This is a genomic window from Embleya sp. L77 (assembly GCF_055557415.1).
In genome coordinates this window covers 560813-580689 of record NZ_CM145709.1, presented here as the reverse complement: position 1 = coordinate 580689, position 19877 = coordinate 560813, and the positions used below count along the sequence as shown (strand labels likewise).

The following is a 19877-nucleotide window of genomic DNA, read 5'->3' as shown; positions in this document are numbered from 1 at the left end:
GTCTGCACGGCGCCGCCTCCGCCGGTGTGACGATGAGTTGGATGGTTGCACCCGCCGGCGGAGCCGAAGCGGCCAAGATGGTCGACCCGATCAAGGCCACGACTATCGCGAGGCGCTGCCGTACGTTGATCTTGACCGGCGTCGCGGTGAGGGCGGTGATCCGGTAGTCCACCGGGCCCGCGGACGACGCTCCCTGGAACGCCACGTCCACGACGGGCGCGACGGCGAACAGGCCGGCCGGGAACGTGAAGGTGACGTTTCCCGAGGCGTCCGACACCCCGGTCCCGGCGAAGATCGACCGCATGCTGCTGCTCTTGGCGACCCGGCAGGCGCCATCGGGCTGCACCTGTAGGGCCTGGCCGCGGGCAACCGAGACTGTAGCCATGTTCCGCCGCGACGCTGGAACGGCGCGACGCCGACGGACGACCATGCCGAGGTGACGGGTTCCCGTGTTGGCGAGCACGTGCGGGTAGCCGACGAGGGTCGTCGGGTCGGGCGGCAGCGGCTGGGTCGCCGTCGAGGACTGACAACGTAGCCGTCGGTGTCACGAAGGGACATGCGTCACCCCCCGTCATTGAAGCTCTTGTTCACCAGGCGGTTGACGTTCGCTCCGGTGCTGCTGGTCTTGGTGCCCCGGATCTCCATGACTGAGCCGACGTGCGACAACGCCCCGGTGCGGAGCGTGGCCTCGCCGGCGATGCGGCACCGGAGGAAGGACCTGCCCGCCTGAGGCTTGCCCGTGCTCTTGGTTTCGATCGTGGAGTTGTCCAGTGGCTGGGTGCCCCGCCGGGCCGGCGTTGTTCAAAGTCGGGCTGACGCCGGGGCCGACCGACGCGCCCTCGGTCGTGGAGCACCTTGGCGAGTAGGGCGGAACCTGCGTGACATCGTTGCGACTTCCGCTGGTCAGGGACACCGCGAGTGGGATTCCCCGCCCGTCGACCAGGACGTGGGGCGTACTGCCCGGTCGCGCGATCGACCGGGCTCGGTTCGCTTTTGGGCCCCTTCGTACGGCCCGCACGTGGCCGGATTCGCAGTATTTGTTATGACCTCGTAGAGCTGAGGCGGTGATCTCTGTCGAGAGCGATGCTCTTGTTTGTGGGCGGTGATCGTGGTGCGGAGCGGTGATCTCTGGTGAGGGGGTGCGTGCGGGCGGAACGGCTGTGCGCCGCGGAGACATGGCTTGGCGCCGTGCGTTACGGCTCGGCCGGACGTGGCCTGACGTTGTGCGGGGCTGGTGGGCTTCGGGTCGGCTTGTGCCGACGGCGGAATCCGCCGGTGGCGGAATCGGGCGCTGTGGGCCGCTCCCTGTGTTGATCATGAGGGAAGCCGCACAAGCGGTGAAGGGAGCCGACGGGGAGGTTCTGCAATTGAGAATCGTCTACGTACATGGGGCCTGCGTGACGGACGGCGCGTGGTGGTGGCACCGCATGGTGGAGCCGCTCGCTGCGCATTGGCTCGATACCCGGGCGGTCGAACTGACCAGCGCGGGACCGGATGTGGCCGGGCTGGGTGACTTGTACGACGACATCGCGGCGACACGCGCGGTGCTCGAGGACACCGATGAGCCGACCATCGTGGTCGCCCATTCCTACGGAGGCATGGTCGTGACGGAGGCCGCCGCCGGACTGGCCTCGGTGCGTCATCTGGTCTACGTCACGTCCGTGATGCCCCAACCCGGCGAGACCCTGGCGGACTTCGCCGGGGCGGAGCCTGCGCCGTGGATGGAGGTCGGGAGCGACGGTACGATTTCCGCTCGGCCCGAGACCGCCGCCGAGGTCTTCCTTCAGGGCTGCGACGATCCGGCGATCGTGGCGGAGGCGGTGCGCCGGCTCGTACCGCAGTCCATGGTCGCGTTCGGCCAGAGCCCGGCTGCGGCTGCGTGGAGGAACGTGCCTTCCACGTACGTCGTCTGCACCGAGGACCGCGGCTCCTCGGCCGCCTGGCAACGGGAACGAGCCACCCGGGCCGATCACGTGATCGAGATCCCGACGGACCACCACCCATTCCTGAGCCGACCCCAACTGTTCGCGGATCTGCTGGCGCGGATAGCCCTCGCCGCTCGCTAAAGCCTGTTTTCAATCTCACGCCGAGCAGCGCGACGCCCGGCACCACGCCTCGCCACCCCGGTAAACGCCCGAATAGAACCACTATGCGAGCGCTTCCCCGGTGCGCCGATGCACGGCACCGGACGCCGCGGAGCCCGACGCGAGATTGAAGACAGGCCCCAGCGCTACGACGCCCCCGCAGCGCCGACCGGATCGAAGGTGGGTCGTTTCGGCACGGTGGGCGACGGATTGCCGAGGGCTCCGCTGCACAGCCTTGAGGCACGGGGCTTCGCCGAACCGGCGACCGCCACACGGTTCCCGGCCGGGCACCGCCGTTGCCGCCCCGCTGACGGAGTCGGGCGGGAACCTGGTGATCCCGTGATAACCCGGTGATCCGGTGATCCGGAGGGCCGGTTGCTTTGGCGTAGGGGCGGTTTGCTTCGGGCGCGGCGGCGACCCGGTCTGTCGTCACGTTCTCGGTGAGAGCTGCGGCCGCGGTGCCGATGGCGGCCGCGGGCGCTCGGGTCGGGGCCTGTCCAGGTGTTGGCACGGAGCGGGGCGGCAGTTCCGGATGGTCGGCGGCCGCCCTGAGTCTTGGGGGACTTGGGCTCGGGTGGGGTCTCGGGCGATGTTGCGACGAGCGGGACGGCAGTGCCCGGTGGTCGGGTGGTGCCGCCCCGAGCCTTGGCGGATGGAGGCGCGTGCCTGGTGCGTTTTCGGCTGTCTGTGGGGTCGAGTGGTTGCGATGGTTCGTCGAGACTGTGGGTCGTGGGGGACGGGGGCGGGACGGGGCGGGGTTACTTGGTGGGAGTGGTGTCGGGGCCCTGGGTGCGGATGCGTTCGACGGTTTCGAGGGACTCGCGGAGGTCGGTGAGCCAGGTGTCGGTGTTGCGTTGGACGAGGCGTACACACCAGGCCAGGGCGTCGCTGCGGCTGCGGGCGACGCCGCCGGCGACCAGGGTGTCGAGGACTTGGCGTTCGGGCTGGCGGAGGCGGGTCATCACGGGTACGGAGACCGTGGTGTAGAGGGCGCGGGTGCCGCCGCATTCGACGCCCCAGGAGACCTTGCGGCCGAAGCGGCGCTCGGCTTCGCGGGCCACGGCCATGCGGTCCTCGCGGGTACGTTCGCGGAATTCGGCGATTCGGCCGTCGCGGGCCGCGTCGCGCTCGTCGGTGGAGACGTCGTCGGCGAGTTCCGGCTCGGGGATGCGGCCGATGACGGTGATTTCCTCGCGGTCGACGGTCACGTCGACGAGGGCGGTGAACAGTCCCTCGGGGAGGCGTCCGGTGAACCAGCCTCGTACGGCTTCCTGCTTTGTTGTAATCATGTAATCCAACTTACGCCGATGTTGTCCGAAGGCAAGGGGCTCCGCCCGCAGCGAAATCGCTCCGAGGGACGCGCCGGGGCTGTCGCCGACGATCGGCAACCGTCGGGGGGTTGCCGTGGCACGATGACCGGCAGGCGGCAGGCGGCAGGCGGCAGGCGGCAGGCGGCAGGCGGCAGGCGGCAGGCCGCACGCGGCGCGGGGCGCGGGGCACGCGGCGGTCGGCAGGCGATCCTGTAGGGCGACGGGCGGAGGGTGATGGCGATGGGGTCGGATGGTCGGATGCCTCGGCGGGTATTGCTCGGGACCTGGCCCACGCCGCTTGAACCCGCGCCGAGGTTGGCGGTCGCACTCGGTCTCGGTCCGGATGACCTGTGGGTCAAGCGGGACGACCTCACCGGTCTGGGCGGTGGGGGCAACAAGGTACGGAAGCTCGAATGGACCTGTGGCGCGGCGCAGGCCGCCGGTGCCACCACGCTGGTGACCACGGGTGCGCCGCAGAGCAATCACGCGCGGCTGACCGCGGCGGCGGGTGCGCGGTTGGGCCTGGACGTTGTACTGGTCCTGGCGGGCGCGGGTGGGGCGTCGACGTCCGGAAACATCGCGCTCGACGGGCTGTTCGGGGCCACGGTGGTGTGGGCCGGCGACGTGGGGCGGGCGGCGCTCGACGCCGTGGCCGAGGAGGTGGCCGCGCGACTGCGGGAGCGCGGGGGCGTTCCGGTGGTGCTGCCCTTCGGTGGGTCGAGTGTGCTCGGGGCGCGCGGCTACGCGGAGTGTGGGCGGGAACTCATCGGTCAGGAACCCGAGTTGGATGTCGTTGTGGTGGCGCTGGGTTCCGGTGGCACGATGGCGGGACTGGTCGACGAACTCGGCCCCGAACGGGTGCTCGGCGTGCACTGTGGCGCCGTCGACGATCCGGCCGGGACCGTACACGGATTGCTCTCCGGTCGGAACGACGCGCGTTGCGCGCAGGCGGAGTTGCGGGTGAGGTCGGATCAAGTCGGCGACGGATACGGAACGTTGACCGAGTCGGCGATGGCCGCGTTGACGTTGGCTGCGCGTACGGAGGGCATCGTGCTCGATCCGATCTACACCGCGCGGGCGATGGCCGGGTTGATCGCGGCGGTCAAGGATGGCGAGGTCCGACCCGGCCGCCGAACGATCTTCCTGCACACGGGCGGATTGCCCGGCCTCTTCGGCCACCCGACCACCGTCGGCAGGGCCATGTCCATGTCCGGCTTCCAGGCGGCGGACGGCCGGTAGCCGATCGGCGGCCGTTCGGGCGGCCGGGCACCCGCTTACCCGCGCCCTCGCTGACCCGGGCGGCCGGGCTTCCGGGCAGCCGCGCACCCGGCCCCGGGCTTCCGAGTAGCCGCGCACCCGGGCGCCAGCGCAGCCGGGAACCCACTGCACCCGCACACCCGAGCAGCCGTGCACTCGCGCACCCCCGGGCACCCGGACGGGCCACCCGGCGCCTGCCCGCACCAAGACCGACACGGCCGCAGGGGCGAGTTCGGCGCCGTCCGGTCCGTCCGGCACCCGCCCACCCGGGCTTCCGGGCCGGGCACTCGCTCACCCGGGCTCCCACGCACCCGGGCAGCCGCACACTCGCCCTCCCGCGCACCCGGGCACCCGGACGGGCCCTGGCGCCTGCCCGGCATCACGACCGACACGGCCGCGAGGGCGAGTTCGGCGCCGGCCGGTCAATCCGGTACCCGCGCACCCGGGCTTCCGGGCACCTGGGCACCTGGGCAGCCGCACACTAGCCCTCCCGCGCACCCGGACGGCCCCCGGCGCCTGCCCGGCACCACGACCGACACGGCCGCGGCGGCGAGTTCGGCGCCGGCCGGTCCGTCCGGCACCCGCCCACCCGGGCTTCCGGAGCACCCGCGCACCCGCGCACCCGGGTTTTCGGGCTGCCGGGCACCCGCGCACCCGGGCACTCGCTCACCCAGACACCCAGGCACTCGCTCACCCGGGCCCCGGGCTTCCGGGCACCCGCGTACCCGCGCCCCGGGCAGCCGCGCAGCCGGGGACCCGCTCAGCCGCGCAGCCGCGCACCCGCCCAGCCGGGGACCCGCGTACCCGGGTGGCTGATAGCCGGCAGGCCCCATCCTGGCGACGGGGCCGGTGGGAAGGCGTTGCCTCGCGACCCGGCTGTGAGGCGGTGGGCGCCGGCACGACGTCGCGCGGGAGTGGTCCCCGGCGCGTGGTGCGATCGGGACGACGTGTCGCCCGACCCTGCGCCGCTGCCGCGCCGTCGTTGTCGCGGTCGCGGCCGCGGTTGCTCGTGGTCGGCGTTTGCCGGTACGAGCGGCGTCGGGTCGGGTGGTGGTCGGTTCGGTTCCGGTTTGTCGTTGACCCGTGGCCGGGGTGTGTGGGTGCGTGGAGGTAGCTTGGGGCGCATGACCATCGAGGGCGTTGCCGTGCGGGTGTCGGTCGGGAGTTTGACCGCGCTTGCCGGGCTGCATGTTGCGTGGGGGCTGGGGTCGTCGTGGCCGTTGCCCGATCGGGAGTCGCTGTCGGATGCGGTGGTCGGGCAGTCGAGCGTGCCCGGGCCGGCGGCGTGCTTCGCGGTCGCGGGTGCACTGGGTGCGGCGGCGCTGTTGGTTGCGGGGCGGCCGAGGCGTCGGCCCGAGCTGGCCCGCACCGGGGCGTTCGGGGTGGCCGGCGTCCTGGGGCTGCGTGGTGTGCTCGGCCTTGTCGGTCGCACGGATCTCGCGTCGCCGGGGTCGTCCTCCGAGCGCTTTCGCCGGTTGGATCGGGTGGCCTACTCGCCGCTGTGCCTCGCGCTCGCCGCCGGCTCGGCGGTCGCGGCCGGCGGGAGTGGGCGATGAACCGGCTCGGGCTCGTGGCGGTGGTGGTGCGGGACTACGACGAGGCCATCGCGTTCTATACCCGCGCCCTCGGGTTCGACCTGCGCGAGGACACCCCGATGGAGGACGGCAAGCGGTGGGTCGTGGTCGCGCCGCCCGGTACGGGGCCGAACGAGGCGGCGGTCCTGCTGGCCCGGGCCGTGGACGACGAGCAGCGGTCCCGGGTGGGGGACCAGACCGGTGGGCGGGTCGGACTCTTCCTGTACACCGACGATTTCGCCCGGGAACACGCCCGGATGCTCGCCGCCGGCGTGATCTTCGAGGAGCCGCCTCGGCGGGAGAAGTACGGCGTCGTCGCGGTCTTCCGCGACCTGTACGGCAACCGTTGGGACCTGATCGAGCGCACCGGCCCGCTGCTGCGCTGAGCGACGGCCTGCGCGGCGGCATGCACCGACCGCGAGGGGCCTCGTTGCGGCATGGCCATCCGCTCGACGTCACCGAGCCGACTACGCCCGCGGCCATAGCCGAAATCGCGACCATGGCCGCGACCCGATCGCGACCATGACCATGGCCGGCCGAGGGGCACTCACTCCACAGCCCGGCCGGCCGCCGCCGGCCCCGCTACGACCACCCGTACGGTCGACCCCGCCTGCGAACAGGCCGAGGAAGCCGGCGCAGTGCCGACGCCACGACCCGACGACCGAGCCGCCGGCCGCCATGTCACACCAACGCCCTCGTCGAGAGTCGGGCAACTCCGAGCCCCAACTCCCCAGCCCCCCAACTCCCCAGCCCCCAGCCTCCCCGCCCCACCCCGCCGATCCAGCCCACCCCACCGATCCAGCCGACCCCGCCTACTGCGCCAGCGAGATCACCAGCCAAAGGAAGCCCACGCCGGTGATCGTGCACAGCAGGGTCGAGCCCGAGGGGTGTGGGCTGTGGGCCTCGGGCAGGATGTCGGCGGTGGCCAGGTAGAGCAGGAAGCCGGCGAAGAAACCCAGGTAGAGGCCGAGGGCGTGTTCCGGAATGGTGAACGCGAGCGTGATGGCCGCGCCCGTCACCGGCGCGAGGGCGTCCGCGCCCAGCAGAGTCAGGGCCCGGCGGCGGTCGTTGCCGTACATCCGGGTGACCGTGTACGTGTTGAAGCCGTCCGCGAAGTCGTGCGCCACCACCGCGATCGCCACCGTGGTGCCCACCGTCGTACCGGCCTGGAAGGCCGCGCCGATCGCGAAGCCGTCCATCACGCTGTGCCCCACCAGCGCGGCGGCGGCGGTCAGGCCGATGCCCTTGGCCCGCCCGTCCGCGCCCACGGTCGGGCCGTGGTGGTGGGCATGTGGTGCGTACTCGCCTTCGTGGCTCCGGTGGATCGCCACCGAGCGCTCGACCACATGCAGGACCAGGAAGCCCAGAACGAACATCAGCAGCGCCTGCGGCACGCCGCCCAGCCGATCGCCCGCCGCGGACAGCGCCTCGGGCAGCAGGTCGAACGCCACCACGCCGAGCATCAGCCCGGCGGCGAGGCCCAGTACGAGGTGTCGGCGGTCGCCGATGCGCTGCGCCACCCAACCGCCGAGCAGGGTCATCAGGAAGGCGCCGGCGGCGACCAGTACGGCGGTCATGCCCACGCCTGCCCGGGATCCGGAGGCTGCATTCGCGACGGCGTCATCGATCAATCGTCGGCCGGCGGATGGGCGAACGCGCCGGTTGTTGCGCCGTACGAGTGACCACACACACGTCGCACCCGCGCCCCCGAAGCCCCTGCCGCGCCTGCGCGATGACGGCCTTCGCGCGTATGTCGGTTGGTATCGCGCCGAGTTGATCACGTGTCGTCCGCGAAACCAACAATCGGGCACGCACCGTACGCCGGCCGGCCACACCCGGCGACAATCGGGACTTCGGCATTGAAATAGAGGCGTCCCGGCGCCGAAATACAGGCGCCAACGCGCGGACGTCCGCCCTATTCTGGTGACGGCCGCCCCTACGACCCCGCCCGGCTCGCATGCCGATGGCCCGGTCTCAGGCGTGCCGTACTCCGTGCCACCCCGCCGCCGCGCGACTTGGGCGACCCCGGAAGAGCCGCGAGGCGTGTGGGCGACCCATGCCATGTACGCAACGGGGAGAAACGGAACGATGAATGTGAAGGTAGGCGACAGGGTCAAGGCGACACAGCCGATCGGCGGCTTCACCAAGCAGACCGTCCCGGTAGGCGCACCGGGAGTGGTCGTGCGCACCACGATGGGCCGGGCCGACGTGTGCTTCACGCTGCCCGGCGTGGCCGGCGGCTTCCGTACGGTCGAGGTATCGGTCGACCCGGGCAAGCTCGCCAAGGTCTGACGACCGGCACCGGAACCCAACCAAGGCCCGAACCAAGCCAACCCAAAACGACATCCGGAACCACAACCACAACCACAACCGGAACCGGAACCGGAACCGGAACCGGAACCGGAACCGGAACCGGAACCGGAACCGGAACCAGAACCAGAACCAGAACCAGAACAACGGCTACACCCAGAACGAGAACAACAGCCACTGCTACACCTACAGCCGAAACCACCACCAGACCAATCCCGACCCGACACCCACCCCCACTACCACCCCCCACCACCGCGTTCCCCGCCACAGAACCAAGGCTCCCGTGGCGGGGAACGCGCGTGCCCGCCGCAAGCCGCCCGCGCGCGCCTGATTCCCACTCGCCACCTCCGTTCCCCGTTCCCCTTGCGACGCAAGCGCTGCAAGATGTCGGTGGATATTCCTGCACAGCCCTCGCTCGTCGTAGGAGTTGGAGGAATAGTGAGCCGAACCGCGCACCGTCCTCGACGCCGACTGCCGGCCGCGATCGTCGTCGCGGTGGTCGCCCTGCTGGTGTCTTTCCTGGTTCCACCAGTCGCCGAGGCGCACCCGAATCACCCAGGTGGTGAACCCGGTTGTGATCCAATCGATCCGGCCGCGTGTCTGCTGCCGTTCCCCAGCGACTGGTACACGCAGGCCGATCGGCGCACCGATACCGGGCGTCGGGTCGCGTTCAAGGCGGCGATGATGCCGCATGGCGCCACGCCGGAAGACTGGAATCGCAACGACGGCTTCTCGCCCGGCTCGACGCTGATCACCCGGATCCCCGGCGTCGATCTCGGCCGCAGCGGTGCGGCGCCGGTCACCGACGCCGGCGCGTCGCTCGCCTGGAACGCGCCGATCGTCATCCTCGACACCGAGACCGGCGAACGGTGGCCCTACTGGGCCGAACTCGACGCCAACGCCACGGATTCGACCCGGCAGGCGCTGCTGGTACACCCGGCCAGGAACTTCATCCCCGGCCACCACTACGTCGTCGGCCTGCGCAACCTGCGCGGTGCGGACGACCAAGTGATCGCCGCGCCGGAGACGTTCGCCAGGATCGCAGGCCGCACCCTGCCGCGCCGCGACCCGTTGGCCGCTCGCCAGGCGCAGCTTCGACCGGCGCTGGATCGACTGGCCCGGGCCGGTGTCGACCGTCGCGGCCTCTACCTGGCCTGGGACTTCACCGTCGCAAGCGAGCGCAACCTCACCGGCGGCATGCTTCGGATGCGGGACGACGCGTTCGGTCGACTCGGGGGCCGGGCGCCGCAGTTCACGGTGACCGGAGTGAAGAACTCGACGCCGGAGCAGGATGCGCGGATCGCCCGCGAGGTGACCGGCACGGTCACCGTACCCAGTTATCTGAATCGGCCCGGCGGTCCCACCGGTTCCACGCTCAACCTGGGTCGGGACGGGCTGCCGCGGCAGTTGCCGGGGAACACCCAATCCGCGCAGTTCCGTTGCGAGATCCCGCGCGCAGCGTTCGACCGGCCCTCGCAAGCCTCGTTGTACGGACACGGCCTGCTCGGCAGCAACAACGAGGTGGGCGGCGGGAACGTCAAGGCGATGGCCGCCGAGCACGACATCACGTTCTGCGCCACCAAGTGGATCGGCATGGCCGACGAGGACCTGCCCACCGTCGCCCGCGCGCTCGCCGACCCGGGCAGCTTCGGCGCGGTGCCGGATCGCACCCGACAGGGCTTCCTGAACGCGCTGTTCCTCGGTCGCGACATGATCCACGAACAGGGCTTCGCCGCCGACCCGGCGTTTCTTACCGACAGCGGGCGGCCGTTGATCGACATATCGAAGGGCCTGGTCTACGACGGGAACAGCCAGGGCGGCATTCTCGGCGGGTCACTGGTCGCGGTGTCCCAGGACGCCAGGCGCGGGGTGCTCGGGGTGACCGGGATGAACTACAGCGTCCTGCTCAACCGCAGCTCCGACTTCGGGCCGTACGGGCGGATCCTGGACGCCGGCTTCCCGGACAAGCTCGATCAGCAGGTGGTGCTGTCGCTGTTCCAGATGTTGTGGGACCGCGGTGAGACGAACGGCTATGCGAGCGGCCTGGACCACAGCCCGCTGCCGCGTACGCCGCGCCACCAGGTGCTGATGCAGATCGCGTTCGGCGACCACCAGGTCTCCACGGTGACCGCCGAGACCGAGGCACGCACGATCGGCGCGCGGATCCACGAGCCCGCGATCGCGCCGGGACGCAACCCCGACCGGGATCCCTATTGGGGGATTCGACCGCTGCCGCGCGAGCCGTACCGGGGGTCCGCGCTGGTGGTCTGGGACAGCGGGTCACCCGCGCCACCGGTGACCAATACGCCGCCGATCGGACCCGAGTACGGGCGCGACCCGCACTCGGACCCGCGCAACTCGCCGGTCGCCCGACGGCAGAAGGCGGAGTTCCTGGCCACCGGTCGGGTCGTGGACGTATGCGACGGCGCGCCGTGCACGGCACCCGCGGGATAACACCTGCTCGTGTGAGGCTGTGGGTTCCGGCCGCGTCCGGCGCCGGAACCCCACGCCAGTCGAGGGAGCACACATGTCCTCCGCACCCGACGCCGACGCCGTGCCCGGCCCCTGCCCCGCACCCGCCTTCGAGCCCCCCGCCCCTCCCACACCCACACCCCATCCCGACCCTCTCGCCCCTACCCGCGTCGATCCGCCGGACCTGGCCCGGGTCATGGGGCTCATGCCGCATCCCGAGGGCGGTTGGTACCGGGAGACCTGGCGCAGTGGGGTGAGCGTGACCCCGCCCGGATACCCGGGGCCGCGCGACACCGCGAGCGGCATGTACTTCCTGCTCGGTCCGGGCGAGGAGTCCACGTGGCACGTCGTGAAATCGGCCGAGTTGTGGCTCTGGCATCGCGGCGGACCGCTCGAACTGCGGCTGGGCGGGGACGGTACGACTCCCGATGCCGAGCCGCGTCGGATCCTGCTCGGCCCGGACGTGGAGGCGGGTGAGCAGCCGCAATTGTTGATTCCGCCGGGGGTGTGGCAGACGGCTCGGCCGGCGGCCGGGCGCGAGGTGCTGGTGTCGTGCGTGGTCTCGCCCGCATTCTCGTACGAGGACTTCCGGATGCTGTGAGCGGCGGCGGGGCGCCGATACTACGGTGGCGGCCGGGACCAAGCGGGCGCGGGCTGCCAGGGAGTACGACGTGAGCGATGCACAGGCCGACTACGCCGACTCCGTGGTGGCGGCATGGTCGGCGGTACTGCCGGACGTGGAGGCGTCCTCGGTCGGGTTCGTGGTGCGGTTGCATCAGGCGATGATCGCGATGGAGGACTTCGACCGGCGCAGCATCGGCGCGTTGGGGCTGACCGCGCCGGAGTACATGGTGCTGGCCGTGCTCGCGACCCGACCGGATCGGCCGGGGCTGACGCTGCGTGAGCTGCAACCGCTGGTGATGTACTCGTCGGGCGGGATGACGCACTGCGTGGACCGACTGGCTCGCAAGGACCTGATCGAGCGTCGGCCCAACCCCGCGGACGGCCGCTCGGTGCTGGTCTGCCTCACCGAGTCGGGGCGCGAGTGTGCCCGGGCTTCGATGCGCGCGCGGATCGACGCCCTCGACGGGCTGCTGAGGCCGATCGCGGAGGAGGACCGGGACGTGGTCGACAAGGCGCTGCGCATCCTGGCCTCGACGTTGGGCGCGCCCGGGTAGGTGGCCGTAGGCGGCCGACCGCCCGAATCGACCCGGCCCGCCGGGCGGTTCGGCCCTGGTGCGCGGGTGTCGGGCCGCGTCAGGCGTGGGCCGCGAGGCCGTCCCGGTGGCGGGCGCGGAAGCTCGCCGCCTTGGCGCGGTTTCCGCAGCGGCGCATGTCGCACCAGCGCCGGCTGCCGTGGCGGGACGCGTCGACGTAGAGGCGGGTGCACGTGGGCGCCTCGCATTCCCGGACGCGGGCCGCGTCCGCGCCGCCGAACAGGGCGACCGCCGAGCGCGCGACCGTGGCCAGGACGGCGGAGATGTCGCCGGTACGCCGTACCCGACCGTCCGCCGCCAGCGCGACCGTGACCGGAGCGCCGGCCGCGAAGCCGTTCAACGTCGCGCGATCACGTGCGCCGTACCCCTTCGGCGTGTCCCGGGCGGACGCGAGCCGGTACAGCGCTTCGCGCAACTCGATCGTGCTCGCGAGCGCGTCGTCGTCGACCACCGGCGCGGTGTCCACGAGGCCGGCGGCGACCGCCCAGGACCCGAGTGCGGCCGGCGTGTCCAGCAGGTCGCGGGGTTCGGTGCGGCGCTGCTGCACGGTTCCGACCAGGTCGAGCGCGATGTCGCCGCCGATGAAGGTGAAAGTCACCCACCCAGCATAACCGGATTGACAGGTTAGTGCGGAGCGCGCCATGGTGAGTAACCGGATTGGGTAGTTACTCATCCGACGCTTCGACCCGGGAGTGGACCTCGATGAGCGCCGCACGTACCGCACACATCGCAGGATCGGCAGACGCCACGGACGCCACGCATGCCACCGACGCCCTGGACGGCGTAGATGCCACGGACGCCATAGGCACCACAGCCGCCGTGGCCACCGCCGCCGGCCGTGCCCGCCCGGGCCGGCCCGGGCCCACCGCCGGCGCGCATCCGCCCGATCCCGGCGACCGGGGCACGCGAGCCGGCGGCGGCCCGGGTCCGCGAGCCGCCCTGGTCGGCAAGGCGATACCGCCCGTGTTCGTGCTGCTGTGGAGCAGCGCGTTCATCATCGGCGCGATCGGGGTGGACGCCGCGCCGCCGCTCTTGCTCACCTTCTTCCGGTTCGCGCTCGCCGGGCTGCTGCTCGGCGCGTTCGCGCTTGCGGTTCGGGCACCGTGGCCGCGTGGGCGTCGACTCGCGCACGTCGTGGTCGCCGGACTGCTGTTCCAGGCGCTTCAGTTCGGCGCGTTGTACACGGCACTCTCGATGGGGCTACCCGCCGCCGTGGTGGCTCTCGTGCAGGGGCTCAATCCGGTGCTGATCGCGCTCCTGGCCGGGCGTTTCCTCGGCGAGCGGGTGAGCACGCGGCAGTGGCTGGGCTTCGGCCTGGGCACGATCGGCGTGGTTCTCGCCGTCGCGGATCCCACCCACCTGTCGATTCCGGCGCTGGTCCTGGCCGTGGTGGGGCTGCTCGGGCTGAGCGCGGGCACCGTGTACCAGAAGCGCTACGTGCACGACGTCGATCTGCGCACCGGTACGGCCGTGCAGTTCCTGGTCAGCGCGCCGTTCATCGGGCTGGGCTCGCTGCTGTTCGAGACGCCGCACGTGCACGCGTGGGGGCCGTTCGTCGGGACGCTCGCGTGGATGGTGCTGGTCAATTCGATCGGCGTGTTCATGCTGCTCAACCTGATGTTGCGGCAATCCTCGGCGAGTCGGGTCGGCACGCTGTTCTTCCTGACCCCGGCCGCCACGGCGGTACTCGCGTGGCTTCTGCTCGACCAGGCCCTGCGACCGGCCGCGCTCGCCGGGATCGTGATCGGCGGGATCGGCGTACTGCTGGCCAACCAGCGGTAGCGGGCGGCCCGGGGACCCGGCGGCGGTCGCACCGCGCCGGGCGGGCGGCCCGCAGCACGAACGGCCCGGCACCACGAACGGCCCGGCACCACGAACCGCCCGGCACCACGAACCGCCCGGCACCACGAACGGCCCGCGCCGCCCGTTGCCGACAGCCCGGCGGCCGACCACCACCGGCCCCGAACCGTCCCCCGACCGATGCCTGTTGCCCACCACCCACCACCCGCCGCCCGCCGCCCGCCGCCGCACGCCCTTCGGCCGACCGCCTCCGACCGCCCGCCACCCGCCCGGCTCGACCGGGTCAGCCCGCCAGTTCCGCGACCGCCCGGAGCACCTCCGGCCAGACCGCCGAGAGCGGGTCGACCGGCTCGAAGTGGCCGACGCCGGCCAACTCCCGCAACGTCGCGCCCGACGCCGCGGCGAAGGTCCGACCCAGGGCGATCGGTACCTGTTCGTCGGCGTCGCCGTGCAGCAGGATCAGCCCACGGCCGCTCACGCCACCCGCCGCCAACCGCGTAGGGTCCGCCTGCGCGAGCACCGCCTCCGAGCGGTCCTCGCCCAGGAACTCCGCTGCCGCACCGTCGTCCAGGTCGAGGGCGAGGGCCGCGTCCAGGTCGAGTACGCCCGCCAACGACACCGCGCCCGCGATCGGCGGCGCGGCCGGCAATCGGCCCACGCCGCCCACCGGCAGCCGATCGCGCAGCGCCGCCCAGACTGCCAGGTGTCCGCCCGCCGAGTGCCCCAGCAGGACCACGGGTGAATCGGCCTTTGCACACAGCAGATCGAGCGCGGCGGCGACATCCTCGAACGTGCCGGGCATCCCGCCGCCGGGCTGCCCGGCCCGGCGGTACTCGATGCTCGCGACGGCGTAGCCGTCGGCCGCCAGCGCGACGCACATCGGATACGTGTACTTGCGGTCGTACTCGGCCCGCCAATACCCCCCGTGCACGACCACGACGAGCGCGCGCGGGTCGGCCGCGGGCTGCCAGAGGTCGACGACCTGATCCGCCGCCGGCCCGTACCGCAGCGTGCGGTCGGGGCCGGCAGCCGGGCGCGTGAGGATGTCACGGGAAGCACTCATCCGAACATTCTCCCGGGACGCCGGACCCGGCCCCGACGCGACCCACCATCACACCCGTGCGAAGCGCTCCGCCTCGGCCCCGGCCCCGGACGCGGCGCGTGCGCCTCACGGTGTGGGAGCGCTCCGCCCCGGCTCCGGACGCGGCCCGTGCACTTCGCCGCGCGAAGCGCCTCGGCCCCGATGCGGCCCGTGCACCCACCGTGCGGAATACCCCACCCCGCCGGTCCGGCCCCCGACGCGGCGCGTACCTCATCGTGCGAAGCGGTCCGTGGCCTCGATCAGGTGGTGGGTGATGCCCGGTTCGGAGAAGGCGTGACCCGCATCCGGCACGATCACGAATTCGGCCTCCGGCCAGGCCCGGTGCAGGTCGTAGGCCGTCGCCGGGGGAGTGCACATGTCGTAGCGACCCTGCACGATCACGCCCGGGATGTGGCGCAGCCGGTCGGCGTCGCGGATCAGTTGGCCCTCCTCCAGGAAACCGCCGTTGCGCACGTAGTGGTTCTCGATCCGGGAGAAGGCCAGGGCGAATTCCGGTTGCCGGTGCATCTCGACCAGGTCGGGCCGGGGGAGCAGGGCGACCAACGTGCCCTCCCACGCACTCCACGCGATCGCCGCCTGCTCGCGCACCTTCGGATCCGGATCGTTGAGCCGTCGTCCGAACGCGCCGATCAGGTCGTCGCGTTCGGCCTCCGGGATCGGCGCGAGGAATTCCTGCCAGGCCTCCGGGAACAACATCGACGCGCCGCTCTGGTAGAACCACGCCAGTTCCCGGCGCCGCAGCGTGAAGATGCCCCGCAGGACCAACTCGGTGACCCGCTCGGGGTGGGTTTGCGCATACGCGAGCGCGAGTGTGCTGCCCCATGAGCCGCCGAAGACCAACCACCGCTCCACGCCCAGCAGTTCGCGCAGCTTCTCGATGTCGGCGACCAGATGCCAGGTGGTGTTCGTGCTCAGGTCCACCTCGAACCGGCTCACGTGCGGCGTGCTTTCTCCGCAGCCGCGCTGATCGAAGAGCAGGACGTCGTACCGCTCCGGATCGAACGCCCGCGCATGGTCGGGCAGACAACCTCCGCCGGGACCGCCGTGCAGGAAGACGGCCGGTTTGCCGCCCGGGACTCCGTAGCGTTGCCAGGCGATCGACTGACCGTCGCCGACATCCAACATGCCCCGGTCGTAGGGCTCGATGGGCGGATACATCGTGCGCATGAGGCTCTCCCTGCTCGGTCGCGCGGACCGCCGTGCGATCCGCCATGCCGTTCGCTGTGCCGTTGCCCGTGCCGTTCGCCGTGCCCTCCGTCGTGCGGTCTCGGGTGAACCGTACGAACGGAATCGACAGAGCCCAGCACATCACGAGGAACGAGAATCGCCCACCCATCCCGAGCCGCCCGGCGACCGCCCCGACCCCGGCGTGGCCAGGCGCGGCCAGACGCGGCCCGGCCAGACGCGGCCCGGCGCGTCCCAAACCGACGCGCCCGACCTCCGCCCCTCGAAGACGAGATCGGTGGTTGCCCGGATCGGTCGGCCCGAAGAGGGCTAGAGTCCGGGCGGCACATATCGAGGGGGGAACTCGCACATGCGCATATCGGCTACCCGTTTGCCGAAAACCCGGTCGATCCTGCTTCCGGGGATCGTCACGGCGGCCTTGACGTTGACGCTGACCCTGACCGGTTGCGACGGGGACGGGGACAAGAAGTCCGACCGGCCCAAGCCGTCGCAGAGCAGCAGCACGCCGGCCGGCAGCGCGTCGCCCGGCACGGCCCCGCCGAGTTCGGCACCGCCCACCACCCGGGCACCCTCCACGGCGCCTCCGACGACCACGCAGCCGAGCAGCGCGGTACCGACGCCCCGCAGCGGGTCGGGCGGGAACGTCTCGGGTGGCGGCACGAGCGGAACCGGCGGCAACGGCGGCTCCGCGACCGGTGGTTCCGCGACCGGCGGCTCGTCCGGCAGTGGAACGTCCGGCAGTGGAACGTCCGGCAGCGGGACGTCCGGCAGTGACCCCGGCGCCGGCACGATCGGCGACGGCAGCAGTACCGGCGGCAGCGGCCCGGCCTACTACAAGAACTGCTCCGCCGTCCGGGCCGCGGGTGCCGCACCGATCCACCGGGGCGACCCCGGCTACGGCCGGCACCTCGACCGCGACGGAGACGGAGTCGGCTGCGAGTGACACGTTCCGGTCGCCGCCGGGAGCAGGCACGTACGGTTCCCGGCGGCGGCCGGAGGCGCGTTCACGTGCGGACACCGACCGCTTTCGCGCTGGTCGGCCCGACACGGCAGGATGTGTTCGAGCGCGGGGGTGGACGGGTGCAGGGCGGAAGGGCGATAGCGTGGCGAGTCGGCGGAGCACCGGCGTGCTGGGGGCATGGGCCGAGCTGCAGCGGCAACAACAACGGCAACGCGAGGCCGAGTTGCGGGCGCAGCAGCAACAACTGCGAGCCGACGAACGCAACCGGCGCGAGGCGCAGAAGGCCGCCGCGCGGGCCGACCGCGAGGCGCAGCGCGCCTATCAGCAGTCCCGCGAGGCCGAAGTCGCCCGCCGGACCGCCGAGATCGAGGACCGGGTCGCCGAACTGCGAGGCGTGCTGCGGGCCCGGCTGAGCGCGCCGGGTTTCCGGATCGAGCGGTTGCGCAGCGCCGTGGAGATCCCGCCGTTCCAACCGGGTGAACTCGCTCGCCCGATCCCGATGCCCGACCCGGCGTGCTATCAGGTGGCCCCTCCCTCCGGTCTGGGCAGTTTCGCGCCCGGCGCACAGTCGCGCTACGAGCAGGACCGGGCGCAGGCGCAGGCGCGCTACGACCACGACCTGCGGGCGGCGCAGGCCGCCGAGTACCAGCGGCAGCAGCAATACGACGACTACCGCCGCCGGTTCGAGGACTGGGCGAACGGCCAACGGGCCCTGGCCGCGCAGCGCAACCAGCAGGTGGACGATCTCGTGCGGCGGCTCGCGGCGCGCGATCCCGAGGCGATCGAGGACTACTTCGAGGGTGTCCTGCTGGCATCGCCGGATTGGCCCGAGGGCTTCTCCGACCACTCGACGGTGGCCTTCGACGCCGGCGCGCGGCAGTTGGTGGTCGACCACGAGCTGCCGACGACGGACGTGGTGCCGGCCGTGGCCCGGGTGCGCTACGTGAAGACCGACGACCAGGAGAAGGAGGTCGCGCGCACCGCGACCGATCGGCGGGCGATCCACCGCGACGTGTTGGCGCAGAGCGCGATCCGGATACTGGCCGAGGTCTTCTTCGCCGACCACGAGGGCATCCTCGACTCGGTGGTGCTCAACGGCTTCGTCCAGGCGGTGAACCCGGCCACCGGCCGACCCGGGCGCACGTACCTGCTCACGGTGACCGCGCGGGCCGAGCAGTTCCGGCAGATCAGCCTCGATCGGGTGGACGCGGTCGCGTGCCTGGAGGCGATGGGCGGGACCCTGTCCGCACGCCCGGACCGGCCCACCCCGGTGCAGCCCGGCCGGCTCGCGGACAGCGTCGCATCGGCGCCGACCCCGGCGCCGACTCCGACCATCACCCCGGGGCCCGCGCGTCCCGGCGACGACGACCCGGACCTGTTCGTGATGGACCCGATCGAGTTCGAGAACCTGATCGCCGAGCTCTTCTCCCGCATGGGCATGCAGGTCGAGACCACCGCGCGCAGCGGCGACCAGGGCGTGGACGTGGTCGCGGTGGACCCGGACCCGATCCGCGGCGGCAAGATCGTCGTGCAGGTCAAGCGCTACCGCAACACGGTCCCGCCCACGGCCGTGCGGGACCTGGCCGGCACCGTGCAACACCACGGCGCGAACAAGGGTTTGCTGGTCACCACGTCCGGCTTCGGGCCCGGCAGCCACGAGTTCATCCGCAACAAGCCGCTGGGCCTGGTCACCGGACCCGAACTGGTCGGCCTGCTCGCCCAACACGGTCTGCGCGGTCGCCTGGGCCCGGGCACCGGCGGGGCACCGACCGCCGCGCCCGGCAGCCGGATCCTGGTGCAACTCGCCTGGGAACCGGGCAACGCGCCGCCCCTGGACCCGTGCGCCTTCATCTGCCGCCGCGGGCGGGTGCTCGGCGACGAGCACTTCGTGTTCTTCAACAATCCGGCCAGCCCCGAGGGTGCGGTCCGAATCGGCGACGGCGTGGCGTTCCTGGTGGACCTGGCCCTGCTGCCCCGGGCGGCCGACCGCCTGGTGCTGGCCGCGGCCGTCGACCAGGAGCGCGCCCCGAGCGGCGACCTGGCCGCGCTGCGCGGAGCCAGACTGACCCGCCTCGATCAGGCCGACGGCCGCCGCATCGGCGACCACCCCGTACCCACCCGCCGCCCGGGGGAGACCGCGATGGTCCTGGGCGCATTCGTGCGCACCGACGACGCCTGGACCTTTTCCCCCACCACCAACGGCTTCCGCAACGGCCTCCTCGGCGTCGCCGAGTCACACGGCGTGGAGGTCGAGTAGGCCGGGAAGGCCACCGACGCGCGTCGCCCGATCAGACGTCCAGCATCAACCGCAGGTAGGTACGGATGTCGTCGGCTTCCTTGTCGTCGACGCTCCCCAACGGGCGTCCCAGGAGCTGCTGCTCGGAAACCGCCCGCACGTCATCGGTGCGTGGCCAACTCCGGTGGCGAAGGCCGAACTGCGCCGAGGACACCGAGACGTGATGAGGCAGTCCCCGGTCCTGGGTGGTCGGCGGCACGACGATCGCCATCGCGATGGGGAAGGAGGCGTAGAACGGCGAGTTGACCACCACGACCGGCCGTCGACCGGTTTGCTCCGAGCCGACGACGGGGGAAAGGTCGGCCATCC

General features: G+C 72.1%; 17 protein-coding genes. 11 read left to right on the top strand and 6 right to left on the bottom strand.

Translation table 11 applies throughout. The features are described 5' to 3' along the window. Window positions 1-1367 precede the first annotated feature (1367 nt). Window positions 1368-2066, top strand: a complete 699-nt coding sequence (locus tag ACZOOI_RS02415) for an alpha/beta fold hydrolase (protein WP_465279167.1) — start codon at window positions 1368-1370, stop codon at window positions 2064-2066. A 776-nt stretch (window positions 2067-2842) separates the two neighbouring features. On the opposite strand, the gene ACZOOI_RS02410 is transcribed toward ACZOOI_RS02415, so the two are convergent. Continuing rightward, window positions 2843-3373, bottom strand: coding sequence for a hypothetical protein (locus ACZOOI_RS02410; RefSeq protein ID WP_465279166.1), 531 nt, complete (start codon window positions 3371-3373; stop codon window positions 2843-2845). Window positions 3374-3652: 279 nt separating this feature from the next. Here ACZOOI_RS02410 and ACZOOI_RS02405 point away from each other — a divergent pair, with 279 nt between their 5' ends. From ACZOOI_RS02405 to ACZOOI_RS02395, 3 genes are all read left to right on the top strand, one after another. Beyond that, window positions 3653-4633 carry a pyridoxal-phosphate dependent enzyme gene (locus ACZOOI_RS02405; protein ID WP_465279165.1) on the top strand — a complete coding sequence of 327 codons (981 nt, stop codon included), beginning with the start codon at window positions 3653-3655 and terminating at the stop codon, window positions 4631-4633. A 1142-nt stretch (window positions 4634-5775) separates the two neighbouring features. Then, window positions 5776-6207 carry a DUF3995 domain-containing protein gene (locus ACZOOI_RS02400; protein ID WP_465279164.1) on the top strand — a complete coding sequence of 144 codons (432 nt, stop codon included), beginning with the start codon at window positions 5776-5778 and terminating at the stop codon, window positions 6205-6207. Continuing rightward, entirely contained in the window at window positions 6204-6611 is a 408-nt protein-coding gene (locus ACZOOI_RS02395) for a VOC family protein (RefSeq protein WP_465279163.1), read from the top strand. Before ACZOOI_RS02400 ends, ACZOOI_RS02395 begins: the two co-directional genes overlap by 4 nt. Window positions 6612-7037: 426 nt before the next feature. On the opposite strand, the gene ACZOOI_RS02390 is transcribed toward ACZOOI_RS02395, so the two are convergent. Then, entirely contained in the window at window positions 7038-7802 is a 765-nt protein-coding gene (locus tag ACZOOI_RS02390) for a ZIP family metal transporter (RefSeq protein ID WP_465279162.1), read from the bottom strand. A 511-nt stretch (window positions 7803-8313) separates the two neighbouring features. Between ACZOOI_RS02390 and ACZOOI_RS02385 the strand changes: the two genes are divergently transcribed. The 4 genes from ACZOOI_RS02385 (at window position 8314) to ACZOOI_RS02370 (ending at window position 12185) form a co-directional block, all read left to right on the top strand. Further along, window positions 8314-8517: a hypothetical protein gene (locus ACZOOI_RS02385; protein ID WP_396010838.1), complete on the top strand. Its 204-nt coding sequence runs from the start codon at window positions 8314-8316 to the stop codon at window positions 8515-8517. A 456-nt stretch (window positions 8518-8973) separates the two neighbouring features. Then, window positions 8974-10989 carry a hypothetical protein gene (locus tag ACZOOI_RS02380; RefSeq protein WP_465279161.1) on the top strand — a complete coding sequence of 672 codons (2016 nt, stop codon included), beginning with the start codon at window positions 8974-8976 and terminating at the stop codon, window positions 10987-10989. 73 nt (window positions 10990-11062) lie between these two features. Continuing rightward, window positions 11063-11608, top strand: coding sequence for a cupin domain-containing protein (locus ACZOOI_RS02375; protein WP_465279160.1), 546 nt, complete (start codon window positions 11063-11065; stop codon window positions 11606-11608). Between the two features lie 70 nt (window positions 11609-11678). Further along, entirely contained in the window at window positions 11679-12185 is a 507-nt protein-coding gene (locus ACZOOI_RS02370) for a MarR family winged helix-turn-helix transcriptional regulator (protein WP_465279159.1), read from the top strand. A gap of 79 nt (window positions 12186-12264) precedes the next feature. On the opposite strand, the gene ACZOOI_RS02365 is transcribed toward ACZOOI_RS02370, so the two are convergent. Then, the gene (locus ACZOOI_RS02365; protein ID WP_465279158.1) at window positions 12265-12822 is read right to left on the bottom strand and encodes a CGNR zinc finger domain-containing protein; all 558 of its coding nucleotides are present in this window, start codon (window positions 12820-12822) and stop codon (window positions 12265-12267) included. A 104-nt stretch (window positions 12823-12926) separates the two neighbouring features. On the opposite strand from ACZOOI_RS02365, the gene ACZOOI_RS02360 reads away from it, so the two are divergent. Next, window positions 12927-14006 carry a DMT family transporter gene (locus ACZOOI_RS02360; RefSeq protein WP_465279157.1) on the top strand — a complete coding sequence of 360 codons (1080 nt, stop codon included), beginning with the start codon at window positions 12927-12929 and terminating at the stop codon, window positions 14004-14006. 301 nt (window positions 14007-14307) lie between these two features. Here ACZOOI_RS02360 and ACZOOI_RS02355 read toward each other — a convergent pair whose 3' ends face one another. Next, window positions 14308-15087, bottom strand: a complete 780-nt coding sequence (locus tag ACZOOI_RS02355) for an alpha/beta hydrolase (RefSeq protein WP_465279156.1) — start codon at window positions 15085-15087, stop codon at window positions 14308-14310. Window positions 15088-15336: 249 nt separating this feature from the next. After that, window positions 15337-16293: a prolyl aminopeptidase gene (gene pip / locus ACZOOI_RS02350; RefSeq protein ID WP_465279155.1), complete on the bottom strand. Its 957-nt coding sequence runs from the start codon at window positions 16291-16293 to the stop codon at window positions 15337-15339. A gap of 436 nt (window positions 16294-16729) precedes the next feature. On the opposite strand from pip, the gene ACZOOI_RS02345 reads away from it, so the two are divergent. Further along, a complete protein-coding gene (locus tag ACZOOI_RS02345) occupies window positions 16730-17254 on the top strand; it encodes an excalibur calcium-binding domain-containing protein (RefSeq protein ID WP_465279154.1) in 525 nt (174 codons plus the stop codon). A 160-nt stretch (window positions 17255-17414) separates the two neighbouring features. Beyond that, window positions 17415-19529 carry a restriction endonuclease gene (locus tag ACZOOI_RS02340; RefSeq protein ID WP_465279153.1) on the top strand — a complete coding sequence of 705 codons (2115 nt, stop codon included), beginning with the start codon at window positions 17415-17417 and terminating at the stop codon, window positions 19527-19529. Window positions 19530-19560: 31 nt separating this feature from the next. On the opposite strand, the gene ACZOOI_RS02335 is transcribed toward ACZOOI_RS02340, so the two are convergent. Next, window positions 19561-19875: a type II toxin-antitoxin system PemK/MazF family toxin gene (locus tag ACZOOI_RS02335; protein WP_465279152.1), complete on the bottom strand. Its 315-nt coding sequence runs from the start codon at window positions 19873-19875 to the stop codon at window positions 19561-19563. Window positions 19876-19877 lie beyond the last annotated feature (2 nt).